Source organism: Vibrio sp. 1457, from assembly GCF_033340195.1.
GTDB classification, from domain to species: domain Bacteria; phylum Pseudomonadota; class Gammaproteobacteria; order Enterobacterales; family Vibrionaceae; genus Vibrio; species Vibrio alginolyticus.
The window spans coordinates 40,141-56,069 of sequence record NZ_JAWOWA010000025.1 but is presented as its reverse complement, the minus strand read 5'-3'; the positions used below and the strand labels follow the sequence as shown (position 1 = coordinate 56,069).

18 protein-coding genes are annotated in these 15,929 nt (G+C 45.0%); 10 read left to right on the top strand and 8 right to left on the bottom strand.

All coding sequences use genetic code 11. The features are described from left to right. Positions 1-75: 75 nt before the first annotated feature. A complete protein-coding gene (locus R7Z41_RS20115) occupies positions 76-375 on the bottom strand; it encodes a YfcZ/YiiS family protein (RefSeq protein WP_005375307.1) in 300 nt (99 codons plus the stop codon). Between the two features lie 607 nt (positions 376-982). Here R7Z41_RS20115 and R7Z41_RS20110 point away from each other — a divergent pair. Beyond that, positions 983-1,444 (top strand): TetR/AcrR family transcriptional regulator, encoded by a 462-nt coding sequence (locus R7Z41_RS20110; protein ID WP_005385033.1) that lies wholly within the window; start codon positions 983-985, stop codon positions 1,442-1,444. A gap of 112 nt (positions 1,445-1,556) precedes the next feature. Here R7Z41_RS20110 and R7Z41_RS20105 read toward each other — a convergent pair whose 3' ends face one another. The 6 genes from R7Z41_RS20105 to R7Z41_RS20080 are packed head-to-tail and all read right to left on the bottom strand — an operon-like array spanning position 1,557 to position 6,135. Then, a complete protein-coding gene (locus R7Z41_RS20105) occupies positions 1,557-2,339 on the bottom strand; it encodes a heme ABC transporter ATP-binding protein (RefSeq protein ID WP_005385036.1) in 783 nt (260 codons plus the stop codon). Then, positions 2,339-3,376 carry a FecCD family ABC transporter permease gene (locus R7Z41_RS20100; protein ID WP_005375318.1) on the bottom strand — a complete coding sequence of 346 codons (1,038 nt, stop codon included), beginning with the start codon at positions 3,374-3,376 and terminating at the stop codon, positions 2,339-2,341. Before R7Z41_RS20100 ends, R7Z41_RS20105 begins: the two co-directional genes overlap by 1 nt. A 9-nt stretch (positions 3,377-3,385) precedes the next feature. Continuing rightward, on the bottom strand, positions 3,386-4,255 hold the full coding sequence (locus tag R7Z41_RS20095; RefSeq protein ID WP_005375320.1) for a hemin ABC transporter substrate-binding protein: 870 nt from the start codon (positions 4,253-4,255) through the stop codon (positions 3,386-3,388). Positions 4,256-4,283: 28 nt separating this feature from the next. Continuing rightward, positions 4,284-4,697 (bottom strand): ExbD/TolR family protein, encoded by a 414-nt coding sequence (locus R7Z41_RS20090; protein ID WP_005375322.1) that lies wholly within the window; start codon positions 4,695-4,697, stop codon positions 4,284-4,286. After that, positions 4,694-5,392, bottom strand: coding sequence for a MotA/TolQ/ExbB proton channel family protein (locus R7Z41_RS20085; protein ID WP_054574458.1), 699 nt, complete (start codon positions 5,390-5,392; stop codon positions 4,694-4,696). Before R7Z41_RS20085 ends, R7Z41_RS20090 begins: the two co-directional genes overlap by 4 nt. Further along, positions 5,392-6,135, bottom strand: coding sequence for an energy transducer TonB (locus tag R7Z41_RS20080; protein WP_081007917.1), 744 nt, complete (start codon positions 6,133-6,135; stop codon positions 5,392-5,394). Before R7Z41_RS20080 ends, R7Z41_RS20085 begins: the two co-directional genes overlap by 1 nt. Positions 6,136-6,295: 160 nt before the next feature. Here R7Z41_RS20080 and hutW point away from each other — a divergent pair, with 160 nt between their 5' ends. The 4 genes from hutW to R7Z41_RS20060 all read left to right on the top strand — a co-directional run bounded on the left by hutW (position 6,296) and on the right by R7Z41_RS20060 (position 9,423). Further along, on the top strand, positions 6,296-7,666 hold the full coding sequence (gene hutW, locus R7Z41_RS20075; RefSeq protein WP_064354555.1) for a heme anaerobic degradation radical SAM methyltransferase ChuW/HutW: 1,371 nt from the start codon (positions 6,296-6,298) through the stop codon (positions 7,664-7,666). Positions 7,667-7,698: 32 nt separating this feature from the next. Continuing rightward, positions 7,699-8,202 carry a heme utilization cystosolic carrier protein HutX gene (hutX, locus tag R7Z41_RS20070; protein ID WP_005385051.1) on the top strand — a complete coding sequence of 168 codons (504 nt, stop codon included), beginning with the start codon at positions 7,699-7,701 and terminating at the stop codon, positions 8,200-8,202. 56 nt (positions 8,203-8,258) lie between these two features. Next, on the top strand, positions 8,259-8,789 hold the full coding sequence (gene hutZ / locus R7Z41_RS20065; RefSeq protein WP_005375331.1) for a heme utilization protein HutZ: 531 nt from the start codon (positions 8,259-8,261) through the stop codon (positions 8,787-8,789). A gap of 97 nt (positions 8,790-8,886) precedes the next feature. Next, a complete protein-coding gene (locus tag R7Z41_RS20060; protein WP_005375333.1) occupies positions 8,887-9,423 on the top strand; it encodes an ATP:cob(I)alamin adenosyltransferase in 537 nt (178 codons plus the stop codon). 80 nt (positions 9,424-9,503) lie between these two features. On the opposite strand, the gene R7Z41_RS20055 is transcribed toward R7Z41_RS20060, so the two are convergent. Beyond that, positions 9,504-10,418 carry a chemotaxis protein gene (locus R7Z41_RS20055; RefSeq protein WP_318136406.1) on the bottom strand — a complete coding sequence of 305 codons (915 nt, stop codon included), beginning with the start codon at positions 10,416-10,418 and terminating at the stop codon, positions 9,504-9,506. Positions 10,419-10,632: 214 nt separating this feature from the next. Between R7Z41_RS20055 and ppiC the strand changes: the two genes are divergently transcribed. The 5 genes from ppiC (at position 10,633) to R7Z41_RS20030 (ending at position 15,929) form a co-directional block, all read left to right on the top strand. Then, on the top strand, positions 10,633-10,974 hold the full coding sequence (ppiC, locus tag R7Z41_RS20050) for a peptidylprolyl isomerase PpiC (protein ID WP_080276970.1): 342 nt from the start codon (positions 10,633-10,635) through the stop codon (positions 10,972-10,974). A 343-nt stretch (positions 10,975-11,317) separates the two neighbouring features. Next, on the top strand, positions 11,318-12,622 hold the full coding sequence (locus R7Z41_RS20045; RefSeq protein ID WP_005375345.1) for an MATE family efflux transporter: 1,305 nt from the start codon (positions 11,318-11,320) through the stop codon (positions 12,620-12,622). A gap of 172 nt (positions 12,623-12,794) precedes the next feature. After that, a complete protein-coding gene (locus R7Z41_RS20040; RefSeq protein WP_005375347.1) occupies positions 12,795-13,556 on the top strand; it encodes an ATP-binding cassette domain-containing protein in 762 nt (253 codons plus the stop codon). 20 nt (positions 13,557-13,576) lie between these two features. Beyond that, on the top strand, positions 13,577-14,425 hold the full coding sequence (locus tag R7Z41_RS20035) for an ABC transporter ATP-binding protein (protein WP_005375349.1): 849 nt from the start codon (positions 13,577-13,579) through the stop codon (positions 14,423-14,425). Beyond that, on the top strand, positions 14,415-15,929 hold the full coding sequence (locus tag R7Z41_RS20030) for an ABC transporter substrate-binding protein (RefSeq protein ID WP_005375350.1): 1,515 nt from the start codon (positions 14,415-14,417) through the stop codon (positions 15,927-15,929). The genes R7Z41_RS20035 and R7Z41_RS20030 overlap by 11 nt, the downstream gene beginning before the upstream one ends.

The window sequence follows — 15,929 nt, the reverse complement described above, 5'->3', positions numbered from 1 at the left end:
TTGGCGCTGGACTAAACAAAGGCCCCCTTTTAGGGGGCTCACACAAAGCCACCTTCTTTAGAAGGTGGTAATTTACTAACGCGCGAGTGAGCGAGTTTTTAATTCAAAGATAAGTTTTTCAGCACTTACTTCAAATTTGAATCGAGCCGTCGCTTGGTTCGATTCTTCGGTTATTTCTGAAACATTGTATTCAACATCAGCACATACTGATTTAGCGAGCTCGATGTATTTTTGTAGTTCAGACTCTAGCTCTGTTTTTGTCTGTGCGAAAACCGTTACGTCGGCAACTTCGTCACCTTCTTTGATGATAAAGCCTATCTCGCCAGCACAGCCGCAGGCCTCACATACTTGGTTTTTTTCTAATTCGACACTCATAACGAATCCTCTTGTAAATACTAAGGGTATTCTATCAGGTATTTGATCTGTATCTACAAAAATGACGACTTTTGCGTAAAAAAGGAACAGAATAGGCACTTGTTAAGTAAGGGTTAAAGATTGGATTACTAAATCATCAAGAACGTTAATGTGATATATATCAACATTTAAAATCAATTAACGAACATAGTGACGAGATTTTGCTCAGTCCAGTTGAACTAATGGTTAATTTATAAGACTATTTCTTGATTGATTATTTTTAATAATTATCATTCTTGGTCTTTGAATAGTTTCGATGAATAATTGGCGCAAGGTTTTGATGAGACTAACTTTTCGCCTTATTTTGAGTAGCATGTATTGACAAAAACATAACTGAAAATTACACATTACGCAGTGTAAAGACGTTATGGTTTGGAACTCGACATGATATTAAATAGTCGCAATACATATACCCAAAGCGCTTTCAAGTGCAGCGCTTAGCAACCTGATTTCTAGGTTTTCGCTAATCGAACCGCATCGGCGAGCCGGGTATAATGCTAAGAATGATTTCATTCTGGCCTCATTTAATAGTGAGTTAGATGGATTTACAAAGAGAAGAGCTTAAAATATGCCAAAGCGTAGTAAAGAAGATACCGAAATCACTATCCAAAAGATCATGGATGCCGTTATTGATCAGCTACTCAGATTAGGTTACGACAAAATGTCGTACACGACGCTAAGCCAGCAGACAGGTATATCGCGTACCGGTATTAGCCATCACTTCCCTAAGAAAACGGACTTCACCGCCGCACTGGATGGCCGTATCTTTAAAATGTTTATTGAACACTTAGAGTTTGATAAAGGATTAAATGCATTTTCACAAAGTTGGATTAAAGCGCTGGAAGATGCTGAGTTTCTCGCGATTTTACGACTGCTATTCCATCACATTGTCACCGCTGAAAATGCGCAAGAATTTGCTGCTAATGGTATTGACCGCTTATACAAAATGGTTGAAAGCCAGTTTGGTGCGGGTGGTGACAAAGAGCTTGAGTGGTTGATTGGTCGATCATTGATCCAAATGAGCAAGTAATAGCCTTTAAAGCCCCAAATTCTGCCACTATCAAAGCAAAGGCCCGCAATTCTCATATTGCGGGCCTTTGTCGTATCAAAGTGTTTTAGAGACGGCTTAGAGGAGATACGCTTTATGCTGCGGCATGCACTTGAGGGAAGTCTAGCGTCGGATGTTTTGTCACAATAGAGCGATAGCCATAAACTTGCTCAATGCGCTCTGACGTTAGTGCATTCCATGGCGTGTCATCACAAACTAGTTTCCCGTTATGCAAGAGTACAAGGCGGTCTGCGTACTGAGAGGCTAGATTCAAGTCATGTAACACCACAACCACCGCAGCGTTCTGTGCTTTTGCCGTTTCACGAGCAATTTTTAACGTGTTGTGTTGATGGGCGAGATCCAACGCTGAGGTAGGTTCATCAAGCATTAAGATTCGTTTTTCGCCAGATTGATGTAGTTGTGTCATCACTCGTGCTAGATGCAGTCGTTGCTTTTCTCCACCAGATAAAGACGGGTACAGGCTTTCTGCTAAATGCAATACGTCGGTTTGTTCCATGTAATGTAAAGCCAGTTTAGTGGTTTCTTTATTGGACAGTGATAGCGGTATTGCCCCCAGCTCTACTACTTCTCTGGCTAGAAATGGGAAGGTTAAGGTGCTGTGCTGCGGGAGCATTGCAATATGTTTGGCGCTTTTTTCAGGCTCCCAATCATGCTTTTGTTTACCGAAGTAGGTGATGTGATGATTCGAAGAGATCTCACCGCATAGAAGCTTGAGTAAAGTACTTTTACCTGCGCCATTGGGGCCGAGTAGGGCGGTCACTTCACCAGCTCGGATATCAATGTTGATGTCATCGAGCACCACACGGTTGCCATATGTCATCGAAATGTTTTTCCCCGATAAAACGATCTGGTTCATTACAAAATCTTCCCTTTTTGCTGGAACAATAAGTAGATGAAAAAGGGCGCGCCAATCAATGCGGTCACGATTCCAACTGGTAATTCAGCTGGTGCCACGGCAACACGAGCAAACATATCTGCGGCAGTAAGAAGCAGAGCTCCCATTAAGGCAGATATTGGTAATAGCGTTCGATGGTCAGGCCCAGCGAGCATGCGCCCTAAGTGTGGAATCACGAGCCCAATAAAGCCAATTGCACCACTGATGCTCACCGTAATACCAACACCCAGTGCAGAAAGTAAAATAAGCTGACGTTTGAGTTTTTGAACCGGAACTCCTAAGTGTCTTGCTTCTGATTCCCCTAACAACAGAGCATTCAGCGCCATCGACTTCTTCTGAAACCAGAGTAATAGGATGACGAGTGTTACAGCAGATAGAGCAATCCCTGACCAATTTGCACCAGCTAATGAGCCCATCGACCAAAGCGTCAAATCTCGCAGCATCTGATCATCTGCGATAAAGTTCATGTAGCCAATCGCAGCACCCGAGAGCGCGCTGATGGCAACGCCGGCTAACAACATAATTGTAACTGAGGTACCAAACTTACTTGTGCCGAGTTTATAAACGAGAATAGTCGTTAGTGCACCGCCAAGGAAAGCAAAAAGAGGCAGAGCCGCTAAGTTCATTAGTTGCGGATAGTTTTGGCTAAATTCAGCAAATACAACAATAGCGAATGCACCACCAAGAGCAGCGCCAGCAGACACACCAATGATACCAGGCTCGGCTAATGGGTTACGGAACAAGCCCTGCATAACCACACCACAAATTGCCAAAATAGCGCCGATGAACATACACAAAATGGTGCGAGGCAATCGGATTTCGTTAATGACCAACTGAATGTGAGGAGCGAGATCAGAACTGCCTCCCGTTAGGCTACGCAAACTGTCAGCAAAGCTAATGTTCATTGGGCCAACGGTAATAGAGGCGATAGCAATAAATGCTAAAAATCCACTAAGCACTGATAACGTCGTTGAAAGGGGGATGCGTCTTAACAACATGTCATGTCTCTATGGGTAAAGCAGTGCATTCAAGCGTTTAGCTTCTGCAAGGCTTTTAAGGCCCAAACCACCTACCAGAGCATGGCCATCAATCGTTATGATGTCTTTGTTCTTTCCAGCGGGTGTTGCAGCAAGAAGCGGCATTGCTTTTAAAATTGCATCGGCACCACCCAACGTTTCATAGCTGCGACCGCTAACAAGAATCACGTCAGGCTGCATCTCTACCATCGCTTCTGTGGATAGAGGCTTGTAAGACGAGAGTTGTGTAGCGGCTGGGTTTTGTCCGCCGGCGAGTTGAATAATTGCATCGGGTGTCGTTTGTGAGCCCGCAACATTTGCAGGTCGCCCTTCATGGATCAGCAGAAAGAGCACTTTCTTTTTCTTCGCTTGATCAGGTTGGTTTGCATTGAGTGCTTGTACTTGCGCCTGGACATCTTGCTTTAAGCTTTCAGCTTGAGCCTTGCGATCCATAAGGTTCGCAATTTGATCAATACGTTGATAAAGGCCCTCGACATTTGCATCAGTATTAACAATTTCTACATCTACGCCAGCCGATTTCAATTGGCTCAATGTTGTTTTCGGCCCCATCTCATCAGAACCAATGACTTTTGTCGGACGTAAGGCGAGCAACCCCTCCGCTGAAAGACGACGATGGTAGCCCACTTTAGGCAGTTCCATCCCTTTTGGTAATTGACTGGTGACGTCGATAGCAACCAAGCTATCTTTAGCGTCGAGTTCAAGCAAGAGTTCAGTGACGGCGCTGCCTGCGCTAACAACGCGCTCTGAGGATGGCGTTTCATTGGCAAAAAGTTGACTACTCGCAAGTAGGGAAATAGCTGCCGTGACAACAGCATGAATAGTGATGCGTGTGTTCTTCATTTTGAAAGGATCTCTATCTTACTTATTTTTATGATGGCTCTTCAGTGAGTAACTGAGTTGCTTGAATTCCGTTTTCTTGTAAAAAGCCGAGAAGTTGTACTAGCGACTGAATATTCGCGGTTTTTTCTGCTCCAATTACAATCGGTTTATCGCTTGACTTACTCTCTTCTAACAGCGCGAGGGTAAAGTTGTCCCAATCGATATATGTCTTGCCGTTAATAGCCCAGTAAGGCTCGTCTTTAAGAATATTTACCGTGATGGATTGCTTATCGACATCTGCAACAGCCTGAGATTCTGTGCTCGGTAAATTGACGTCTAATGAATCGAGTTTGACCGCTGCGGTTAACATCAGGAAAACCATGACGATAAAAATAATGTCTAACAGCGGTGTTAAATCGGGGGTTAAACCGTTACGACTATTTTCTTGTGGTGTTTTAATCATTGAGTTGCAGCCTCAATCTTCTCAGAAGAGCGCAGTGTTACTTTTGAGTGGTCTGGCGAGACATGCTGTAACGAGATACCTTCAAGCCATAAGTTGACGTAGTTTAAAGTGTGCTCAAGCTTGGCGATTACACGATCCGCCCACAAACCAATGATCTGCGCTCCTGAAATGGCAGGAAGTGCGATAATGAGACCCGCGGCAGTGGTGCGCATAGCAAGACCTAGGCCGTCAGCTAAATCATTCGGAGTGATATTCCCCGTTGAAACCGCGATGCCTTTAAACATGTCAATTAAGCCAAGTACCGTACCAAGCAAGCCAATTAAAGGGCTGATGACGCCAATCAGCGTCAGCAAACGAAGGCCGGAATGCAACTGATGGCGTTTTTCTTGCAGCCAAATACCTGCGGCATCTTCTCTTAAAGATTTCGAAAACGAATGATGAGCAAGCAACATCGCAACACCACGGTACAGAAGCGGCCGCTTATTCGACAACTCTTCAGCAAGTGCTTCAAGTTCGCTCCCATTTGTTGGGTCTAATCCTGTGAGCTTTTGGCGAATGGCTCGCTTTCCTACACCAAGGCTAATTAACACATGGAATAATCGCTCGGCGATGATCATCACGGTTAGAGCTGAGCAAATGGTCAAAGGCCATGTCATCAGCCCAAATTGAGTTTGTAATTCTTGTAGTTGTTCCATTATCCATCCAACTTAAAACGAACAGGTACTTGTACTCGGTGAGCGACTTTTAGCCCACCTGAAATATGTGGTGTAAATTGCCACTGTTTGATCGCACGAAGTGCTGAGGCATCTAGCGACTCTGTGCCGGAAGACTCAATCAAAACCTGTTTAATCTGGTTACCATTCTCATCTAGCCATATCTCATACAAGGCTACACCTTCAATACCGCGTCTTTGTGCAGACCTTGGGTAACGGGGTTGTGTTGGTTGACTCACAAACGTTGGTTTGTCGACCAAGACAGGCTGAGATGTTGCCCCTTTGGATTGGCTCGCAGGTGCGGATTGTTGAGCTACCGTCTCTTTCTTCACCGGTTCCGTTTTTTTCTTTGGTTTCGCTTCGGGCTGAACCTTTTGCTTTGTTACGGTTTTGGTGGGCTCGACCGCTTTAGGTTTAGATTGTTTAACCGGTTCAGGTTTTTTCTCTACTACCTTCTTCTTAACAGCGTCTTTCTTGACGACCTGTTTTTTTACAATCTTCTTTTCTGGTTCAGGTTGGTCTTGAGGCTGCTCTTTTGGTGGCGCTACATTTTCTGGTGTAGATTTTTCGACAGTGGGAGGAGCAGACACAAGATTTAGACTTACCGAACTTGCTGGGTTTCCAGCCGGCATCGCGAACACCTTTGTCTCTTGAGAAACAAAAAGAAGTGCGGCATGGATGGCAAGGGAAGCACCTCCTGCAATGACATATCTTTGTACGTTCACGGAATATCTCGGGAAACTATGAAAACTTGGGCAGATTATTACTTACAATGGAAATAAGATCAATTATCAATTGCATTATCATTACGCTCAAATTATGATTCTTGCAGAATTTTTAAGATCAGCTTCCATCCCTTACATGATGGGAGTTAAGCGAGTATATATGAGCGTCGATATCGATAAGCTTGATGAATCAGTGTTGGGCAGTGATAGTCCTGATCCATTGCGATTTGCTTTTGTTAAGAAGCATTCTGCACATGCCGGGGGAGCGAGCGTACCTGTGCCCTCGTCTCAACAACAGGCGATTTTTTCGAGTATTACGGCTAACTCAATTAAAGCGACCAATAAACGCTGTCTTTATATTCATGTTCCGTTTTGTCGCGTTCGTTGCACTTTTTGTAATTTCTTTCAAAATGCTGCAAGTCGCACACTGGTTGATGAGTACTTTGAAGCATTAATGCAGGAGCTTAGAGAGAAAGCGGCATTACCTTGGACACAAAATGGTATTTTTCACGCCGTATATATCGGGGGCGGAACGCCAACGGATCTATCTCCAGTACAGGTTCGTGTGTTAGGCCAGGCTATCCGAGACCACTTTCCTTTGGCTGCAGACTGCGAAATCACCTTAGAAGGTCGCATCAATCGTTTTTCTGATGAGTTGTATCAAGGCGCTTTAGAGGGTGGGTTTAATCGTTTCTCTTTTGGTGTGCAAAGTTTTAATACACAAGTGCGCCGCAGCGCAAAACGTTTAGATGATAGGGAAGATGTCCTCAAACGAGTGAGCGAGATCGCCAAAGAAGACAAAATTCCGGTCATTATCGATTTACTCTATGGCTTACCTTATCAAACCAAAGAAGTGTTAGAGCAAGATTTAAATGATTTCCTCTCGACTGGCGCACACGGACTGGATTTGTATCAGTTAGTGGTTGGCGGGTCAGCTCCCATGCTCAACCTCGTAGAAAAGGGAAAAATCCCGCCACCTGCGACCACACCAGAAAAAGCGGGAATGTATGAGCTCGGTGTGAACTTTATGGCCAAACACCATATGAAGCAACTGAGTGTGAACCATTGGGCAATCGATAACCGCGAGCGTAGTTTATACAATAGTTTAGCCAAGACTTATGCAGAGGTATTGCCAATTGGCTGTGGTGCTGGAGGTAATATCGGTGGCTACGGGATGATGCAACACCGCACACTAGAGACCTATATTAAAGCGGTCAAAGAAGGTCAAAGCACCATCGCGATGATGATGAAGCAAAGCCCTCTAGAACCACTTTTTTCTGCACTCAAATCTGCGTTTGACCGTGGCATTGTTCAAGCAAATCAACTTCCATCATTTATGGGAGAGGACGCGTTCGGGTTTTTATTGCCTCTATTTAAAGTGTGGCAAGCGAAAGGCTTAGTACAACTACATGAACGTAGCGCAGTCCTTACTCTTGCAGGCAGCTTCTGGGCAGTGTCATTGGCTCAAAGTTGTATTCAGGTACTCACATCAGAGATGAACGAAACCGTACCGAAAGCATCCAATAATTAATGAAAACAAATTGAACAAAAACGGAAGACACAATGGAATCAATCAAGCAACAAGTTGAAGTATTACTAGAGCAAGAACCACAATTATTGCCAGCTGCGATGGCAGAGCGTCTTGGCATTTCCGAGTTTGAGGTTGTTGCGGCTCTACCTCAGGAAATGGTGGCTATTGCACCAGGAGAGCAAGCGCAAAGCATCCTAGAAAGTTTGGTTGGTTTTGGCCCGGTGACGACCATCGTCCACTCTTTTGGTTCTATCTTTGAAGTTAAAGCGCCGTTTCCAAAAGGAAAAGTGGCGCGTGGCTATTACAATTTAATGGGTAGAGAAGGTGAACTGCACGGCCACCTTAAATTAGATAACGTTAAAAATGTCGCATTAGTCAGTAAACCGTTTATGGGTAGAGAGAGTCACTATTTTGGTTTTTTCTCAGAGTGCGGAAGCAATATTTTCAAGGTTTATTTAGGCCGTAACGAAAAGCGCGAGTTGATTGAAGAGCAAGTAACCGCATTTCGCGCCCTACAAGCCGAATTAAAAAAGTAATCACAAACATAATCGAGGCTTAACTCGAATACTAATTAGTAAAGTCAGGTATCAATATGGATCAACAAGTTAAACAAGAGCGTTTGCAAGGTCGTTTAGGGCCAGAGATCAAAGAGTTCCGTCAGGAGCGTCGTACACTTCAGCTTGCAACTGTCGATGCAGAAGGTCGCCCGAATGTAAGCTACGCGCCTTATGTCCAAAACCAGGAAGGTTATTTCGTTCTCATTTCTAAAATCGCTCGTCATGCCCGTAACCTTTTAGAAAATCCAAATGTTTCATTGATGATGATCGAAGATGAAGAGTCTTCAAAGCAGCTGTTTGCTCGTAAGCGCTTAACTTTTGATGCGGTAGCAAATGTAGTTGAGCGAGACACAGAGATGTGGCAACAAGTTGTTGGACAAATGAAAGAGCGTTTTGGTGAGATTATTGATGGTCTAAGCCAGCTAGAGGATTTCGTTTTGTTCAACTTAAAGCCAGAATCGGGGCTATTTGTTAAAGGTTTTGGTCAGGCGTATCAAGTGTCTGGTGATGATTTAGTCGATTTTGTTCACCTTCAAGAAGGTCACAAGAAAGTCGAAAGTGCCTGATTGTAAACCGATCATATGAATGTCGCTCATTTGGCATAATGAACGTTTAAAGGGAGTTAGGTTATACTGACTCCCTTTTTTATATTGGAACAAAAGCATGAAACCTGTAAGTAAGGAATTGAGCGAGATTTGCTATCCGTTTATTTACGAGGACAGTCCGGTTTGTGACTTTGAAATTACAGCAGATGAACTTTGTAGTCGTATTGGCCTTGTTCTCGCTATGGAGTTGGACGAGTTTAGCCGCGATATACTGACAAGAATGCAGCCTAATGTTTATCATCTAAATGGTTCGGTTCGCGGGAAATTAGCGATTACAGAGACGGAAGTTGAAGAGTTAAAGGCCGATTATGCTTTGCTCAAGCAACGTATTGATGGCGGCTTCAAAGGCTTTGTTCTACCCGGGGGGCACCCGGCAGCCAGTCAATTGCATTTGTGCCGTTGCCAAGCTAAAAAAACGGTACGAGCATTAGTTGCCGTTGAACATACAGGTAAGAAGCAGCCCGCACCTATTTTGTTTCGTTACGCGAACTTATTAGCGAATGTACTTTACAGCCTAGCTTCTTATATTAATCATGCTCACCAAGTCAAAGAGACGGAATTCGTTTCTCGTAGTTACGCGATGCCAAAGAAGTGAGCTGAGAAATTAGCGGATGTGAGCATCAGGGATAGGACAAGCACTGCATTATATTCTCAAATCAACTCGTCCAATAAGAGTTAAGAAGTCATAGCTTTGGCTTCTAGCTCTTTTGCTCCGCGAAGCATCGCTTCGATTAGTTCTCCTGCATTGAATTTCTCAAGTGCCTCATGCGCGCCAACTTGGTGAGCTCTGTCTACACAGATTTCGCTCGATAACGATGTATGTAAAATGCGGTATGAATGGTTCAGAGAGGAATTATTCTGAACTTCAAATGCTAATTCATAACCGTCTAATCCGGGCATTTCAATATCGCTGACCAGAATATCAATTGGGCGATGAGCCGCAGCGTCACTTTTCATCAGTTCCAATGCATCTAAACCATTTTTACAGATTTGATACCCAATATTGATGCTATCGAGTGCGTCACACAGCTGTTTACGAGCGATGGAAGAGTCATCCACCAATAGAATACTGAGTGCTTTTAGGCGTTCTCGCTCAATATCTGTCAGCATTGGTATCTTTGAATTCTCGTACTGCGGATAAATTTTGGAAAGTAGCAGCTCCACATCCAGCATTTGAACAGTTTTGTCCTCGTAGCGAGTAATTCCAGTCACGAAAATATTTTTTCCAGCGCTCGGAGGTGGCGTTTCAATAGCTTTCCAATCACACTCAATGATCTTCTCTATACTACGAACCACAAACGCAACCACGGTTCGCAAGCAATCTGTCACGATCAAGTAGCAGCTTTTATATTCTTCTTCATTAATAGGACGAAAGCCAACAGCCGCTGACATATCGATCACTGGTACTGTTAAGTTACGTATCGTAACGGTTCCAATGACGTGATGATGCGAGTAAGGGATCTTTGTCGTTGGCATGTACGGGACGATTTCACGGACTTTTAGCGTACCGATAGCGAAACTCTGTTGCAGGGTGAGCTTAAACATCAACATGCCCTGAGATTGATTCGCTTTGCTAACGACTTTTGCCATGAAAATAACCTTATAAATACCACCGAATTGTGTCTAATCTAATCTTATCAGACGAAGGCTTCAACCATCGGAGAGACAAATGTGAGCTTTTTAGACAATCTTTTAGAGAATAGTGATTAACTGAGCAAAACTTGTTTGTATTTTAAACTCATTATGTAGACGATTTTATATTCCTCGTGTATTTGGGCCTTTACCGCTGAGCTATTATTAAGAAATGTTTGGTCTGTTAAAAAGGATTGGGTACACTTGCGCGACCAGAATAGTGAGAGATAGATCAATGGCAAATACAGCAGCCGCATTACATATTCTTGTGAAGCACAAAGAGCAAGCGGAAGACATAATCAAGCAACTGAAAAAAGGCGCAAAGTTTCAGACATTAGCGAAGAAGTATTCAACTTGCCCGTCAGGCAAACGCGGTGGTGACCTTGGTGAATTCCGCCGTGGTCAAATGGTACCTCAATTCGACAAAGTGTGCTTTTCTGGCGAAGTGTTAACGCCGCATCTAGTTAAAACCAAGTTCGGTTGGCATGTTGTAAAGGTGCTTTACAGAACATAAGGCTTGGTATCGACCTAAACATTGTCAGATGAAACCCACAAGCATTAAATATCATCTGTACGGTCTCTTTTCACCAATCACTACCGTTATGACATGGCAGATACATTCTGATCTGCCATGCTCAACCAAACGCTAATCTTTCCAAACTAGAAACTCATTTATATGCAGTTAACTTGGCTTTTCTCATAAGTCGTTATCCTATTTCAAGCTTTGGTATGAGAATACGTTGGCTGGTTGTATCAATTATCAATGCTATTCCTTGCTGGTGAACTTTGGTTCATGTTCGGGCGCCATTCGCATATGATAGCGACCTTATAAAAATTAATCTTGTTCATAATTTAAGATGTCCCTGACTCATAAAGACTATTTTAAAATCGCATTTCCTTTCATCGTTTCTACGGTAACCCAACCATTATTGGGGGCGGTGGACACCGCGGTGATCGGTAAACTCGGTGTGGCTGAGATGATTGGTGGTGTAGCGATCGGCACCGTCATCATGAATACCTTGTATTGGCTGTTTGGCTTCTTCCGCGTCAGTACTACCGGGCAAAGTGCAATCGCATTAGGTAAAAATAGCCCAGAAGATCAAGCGAGCAGCTTATTCCGTCCTTTCGTGCTTTCGCTCTGCCTTGGCTTGATTTTCATTGCGTTGCAGTCCGTGATTTGGATGGGGGCAGAGCTGATTATCTCCCCTGATGCAGTCGTGGCAGAAAACGCTAAGACTTACTTCGATATCATGATCTTTGGTGCGCCGTTTGTACTGCTGAACTACACCGTGATTGGTTGGTTGATGGGACAGGCGAAAGCCAAAGAAACCTTGTTCACGCAAGTGTTTGGTAACGTGCTGAACATCGTGCTGGATATCGTCTTTGTGTTGTACTTCGATATGGGCATTGCTGGCGTTGCGGTAGCGACACTTATCGCGCAAATTTCGACGTTTGTTATTGGTGCGGTGCTGGTGTTGAAAACCTGTCGCTTCCCGCTGTTTGATTACATTCAGACCGCGAAAATGACGCGTAAAGATCTCAAAGTTATCGCGTCTTCCAATATGGATCTGCTGCTTCGCACTGTGTGTCTATTGGTGTTCTTCAACATGATGGCGCGTGTAGGCTCTCAGCTTGGTTCTGATGTGCTTGCTGCGAACGCAATCTTGATGCAAGTGACCTTTATCGTCAGCTACATGTTCGATGGTGTGGCGAATGCGTCGAGCGTCTTCGCAGGTAAAGCCGTAGGCCAGAAGAATCCGACATTGCTTGATAACGTGATTAAGCTAAACACGCAATGGACCGCGGCGTTCGTTGTTGTCTTGACCTTGCTGTTAGTGCTGTTCAAACATCAAGTGGTGTCGTTATTTACCACTTTGCCAAACCTTGTTGAGCTGTATCTAGACATGAGCCCTTGGTTATTGGCATTTCCGTTGGTTGCTGGTTTTGGTCTTACGTTTTACGGCATCTTTACCGGTACAGGGACGACGCGACCAGTGCGTAACTCTACCTTTCTAACCATGGTGTTGTTCTTAGTGACCCAATTTATTGCGGTGCAATATTGGGGCAATCACGGTTTGTGGCTGGCATTCACTTTGTTCTACGTTGGGCGTTTTGTCTTCTTGTTCCCATACCTCGGTCAAGTTAAACAAAAGTGTCTTTAATTCACACTGTCACAAACGACCTAATTTAGATGTTCTTATGACAAGGGTGGAGCCATCTGCCCTTGCTGATAAATCTGAAAAAGGTGATGAAATAACCTTTCCGACTGGTTTCCTTGCTTTAACCCGCATGATATTATTTGTGATGTTATATTATTACATTTAGTTTGATGCCGTGATTTCTCAACCAATACTCTCCGTTAATAATCTCAGCCTTACAGACTCAGAACGCACACTCTTCAAAGACATTTCTTTTGAGCTGTTTCAAGGTGAAGCTCTTGCCATTATGGGACCTTCCGGCATTGGTAAATCCATGTTGTCGAAAGCCGTCGCAGGTTTTTTGCCGTCAGATATTTGGGTAGACGGAAGTATCCAGCTTAACAGCAGTGAAGTCGCACAAACTGCCATGCTGCAACGGAGTCAATCCCAGCGTCCCGCGGTCATTTTCCAAGATGCACTTAAAGCGCTGAATCCATTGGCGTCTGTCGAGCAACAACTGTGTTTGGCATTGACGGGCAACAAAACACGCTTGTCTTCAGCAAACCGAGAAACGGTGACGACCTTGTTGTCTCAACTCGGATTTGCAGATCCAAAAGCAGCATTGGCGCAGCATCCAAGCCAGTTATCTGGTGGTCAGCGCCAGCGTATTTGTATTGCGATTGCGTTGCTTGGTAGTGCCAACTTGATCATCGCTGATGAGCCCACCAGTGCGCTCGATCCAATCACCGAAGCGGAGATCCTTGAGTTGTTTCGCAGTAGTGTTCAGCAACGCAACATCAGTGGTTTGTTGATCACGCACGATCTATCTGCGGCTTTGGCGTGTGACAAAGTCTTGGTGATTGCGGACAACACCATGGTGGCTTATGGCGCACCTTGGCAAGCCATTCAGCAAAGTTCGCATCCTTTCTGCCAACAACTTGCGCAACTGCTGCCTTAACCTCATCTCTGGAGCCTATTTTGACTAAGCACAACTTGAGCGGGCACACGCAGCCTAAATCGGCGGAAGTTCGCTTTGAGCAAGCCAGTGTTCACTATTACTCCAAACCAAGTTGGTTGGGGGGCAAACCGTTTAAAGCGCTCGAACAATTGGATCTTTCCATCGACACAAAGAACATTGCGATTGTTGGTCCTTCTGGTGCGGGTAAATCGACTTTGATTGAGCTTCTGTTTGGTCTTCGTAAACCCACATCTGGTGAAGTGTATGTGTGTGGCTATCCGCTATCGCGTAGCTCGGCTAAGCAGCGCCAAGAGTTGTGCCAGCACATTCAATTGATTCCGCAAGAGCCGCAATCGAGCTTGAATCCTTATTACGCCGTTCGCCAGATCTTACTGGAGCCGCTAAGCAACATTGGTTTGACACAAGAGCTCAATGAGAAGGTGGAAAAGGTGTTGGCGGATGTCGGTTTGGATCTCACATTGTTGGATCGTAACCCGCAGCAATTATCAGTTGGGCAAGCCCAACGTGTGGCTATCGCCAGAGCTTTGATTGTTGAGCCTTGTGTATTGGTTGCCGATGAGCCAACCAGCAGCTTAGACCCCGTCAGTCGTAAACAGATTCTCGACTTGTTGGCAGGCATTCAAAAGAGTCGTCAGATGCGCCTGATTTTGGTGACACATGACCTCGATGCGGCACAAACCCTATGCGATGAAATCCTAGTGTTAGACAAAGGACGCGTTGTCGAACACGGCACGGCACAAAACGTGACAAATAACCCATCGCACTTGATCACGAGAGCCTTGATGAGCGCTCAACACAAAAGTAATGAATTCACAAAAACCATTGGAGAGGTTTCTTATGCACCTTAGTACTCCCAAGTTAGCTTTGTCGCTGGCTTTAAGCGCACTACTGACGGGTTGTTTTGACTCTGGCGAAAGTAAGCCAGATGCGGAAAAAGCAGCGGCACCGCAAGCAACGAAAATTCGCGTTGCCATGATGCAGCCACCACGCACAGGTTTGTCGCCACTTTCAGATGACGCGTTCAAACTGTCACGTTGGAGCACGGCAGAAACGCTAGTGAACCTAAACGATCAGTCGGTAGCAGAGCCTATGCTGGCAACGGAGTGGGAACAAGTTGACCCGATGACGTGGCAATTTACGGTACGTAAGGGCGTGAAATTCCACGATGGTTCTGACCTTGATGCCAACGCGGTTGTGAACTCTCTACAAAAAGCATTAGATGCCGCACCAAAACCACGCATTTTGGATGGTATCGAATGGCAAGTTAGCGCATTGGACGACTTCACTGTTGAAATCAAAACGACCTTTAACGATCCATTGTTGCCAAGTCGTCTATCTAGTCCACAGTTAGCGATCCTTTCTGGTGCTGCATACCAAGAAAACGGTCGTGTTGTGCCAATCAATGCGGGTACGGGCCCATTCGTTCTGACAGAAATCAACGGGACAACCAGCGCTAAATTGAAGCGTTTTGATGGTTACTGGGGTGAAAAAGCGAAAGTAGATAGCATTTTTGCGGAATACGTACCAAACGGTTTTGCTCGTGCTGCAGCGCTGCGTACCGGTGAGGCGGATGTCGTTGAAGCGGTTCCTGTATCGCAAATCGCGATGATGGAATCTTCACAGCTGCACGAAGTCGCAATGCCGCGTACCAACACGCTTTACCTAAACAATAAATCAGACGTGTTTGGCCAGTTCGGTTTGCGTAAAGCTGCAGCTCAAGCGGTTAACCGTGAGCAAATCATCAAAACGGTTTACGAGAACCACGCCGATTCAGCGAAAGGTCTGTTAGGTCCAGCATTGGCATGGGCTCAACCAATTCGTGATGCGAACCCTCGTATGGAAACCATGGAAATGCGCCACGCGAACGGTGAGAAGATCACCATCGGTACATTTACCGACCGTGCTGAGTTGCCAGAAGTAGCGGTGCTGCTAAAGCAACAACTTGAAGCGGCTGGCTTTGTGGTTGAGCTAGACGTTCGTGAATACGCACAAATCGAAAACGATGCACTAGCAGGTAAGTTCGATGCGTTCTTGTTGTCACGTGCAACGGTGCTGGATTCTGGTGACCCAGTGGCGTACATGCAAAGTGACTTTAGCTGTAAAGGTTCTTACAACCTAGGTCAGTTCTGCTCTGAAGAAGTGGACGCAGCATTGAAACACGCTGATCGTCAGCCTTTGGGTGAGAAACGCCAACAAGCGATCATCGAAGCAGAAAGCAAAATCCTTGAGCAATACGCTGTGATTCCACTGCTTCACGAGCGTGTAATCCAAGGTGAGAGTGACCGCGTGAAGAATGCACAACGTGACCCACGTGAGCGTCGCCTGATCGACCAGTTTACTGAGGTGAACTAA

Coding starts and splice junctions, on each gene's coding strand:
- R7Z41_RS20115 (WP_005375307.1), bottom strand. CDS start 375: ATGAGTGTCGAATTAGAAAAAAACCAAGTATGTGAGGCCTGCGGCTGT.
- R7Z41_RS20110 (WP_005385033.1), top strand. CDS start 983: ATGCCAAAGCGTAGTAAAGAAGATACCGAAATCACTATCCAAAAGATC.
- R7Z41_RS20105 (WP_005385036.1), bottom strand. CDS start 2,339: ATGAACCAGATCGTTTTATCGGGGAAAAACATTTCGATGACATATGGC.
- R7Z41_RS20100 (WP_005375318.1), bottom strand. CDS start 3,376: ATGTTGTTAAGACGCATCCCCCTTTCAACGACGTTATCAGTGCTTAGT.
- R7Z41_RS20095 (WP_005375320.1), bottom strand. CDS start 4,255: ATGAAGAACACACGCATCACTATTCATGCTGTTGTCACGGCAGCTATT.
- R7Z41_RS20090 (WP_005375322.1), bottom strand. CDS start 4,697: ATGATTAAAACACCACAAGAAAATAGTCGTAACGGTTTAACCCCCGAT.
- R7Z41_RS20085 (WP_054574458.1), bottom strand. CDS start 5,392: ATGGAACAACTACAAGAATTACAAACTCAATTTGGGCTGATGACATGG.
- hutW (WP_064354555.1), top strand. CDS start 6,296: ATGAGCGTCGATATCGATAAGCTTGATGAATCAGTGTTGGGCAGTGAT.
- hutX (WP_005385051.1), top strand. CDS start 7,699: ATGGAATCAATCAAGCAACAAGTTGAAGTATTACTAGAGCAAGAACCA.
- hutZ (WP_005375331.1), top strand. CDS start 8,259: ATGGATCAACAAGTTAAACAAGAGCGTTTGCAAGGTCGTTTAGGGCCA.
- R7Z41_RS20060 (WP_005375333.1), top strand. CDS start 8,887: ATGAAACCTGTAAGTAAGGAATTGAGCGAGATTTGCTATCCGTTTATT.
- R7Z41_RS20055 (WP_318136406.1), bottom strand. CDS start 10,418: ATGGCAAAAGTCGTTAGCAAAGCGAATCAATCTCAGGGCATGTTGATG.
- ppiC (WP_080276970.1), top strand. CDS start 10,633: ATGTTTGGTCTGTTAAAAAGGATTGGGTACACTTGCGCGACCAGAATA.
- R7Z41_RS20045 (WP_005375345.1), top strand. CDS start 11,318: ATGTCCCTGACTCATAAAGACTATTTTAAAATCGCATTTCCTTTCATC.
- R7Z41_RS20030 (WP_005375350.1), top strand. CDS start 14,415: ATGCACCTTAGTACTCCCAAGTTAGCTTTGTCGCTGGCTTTAAGCGCA.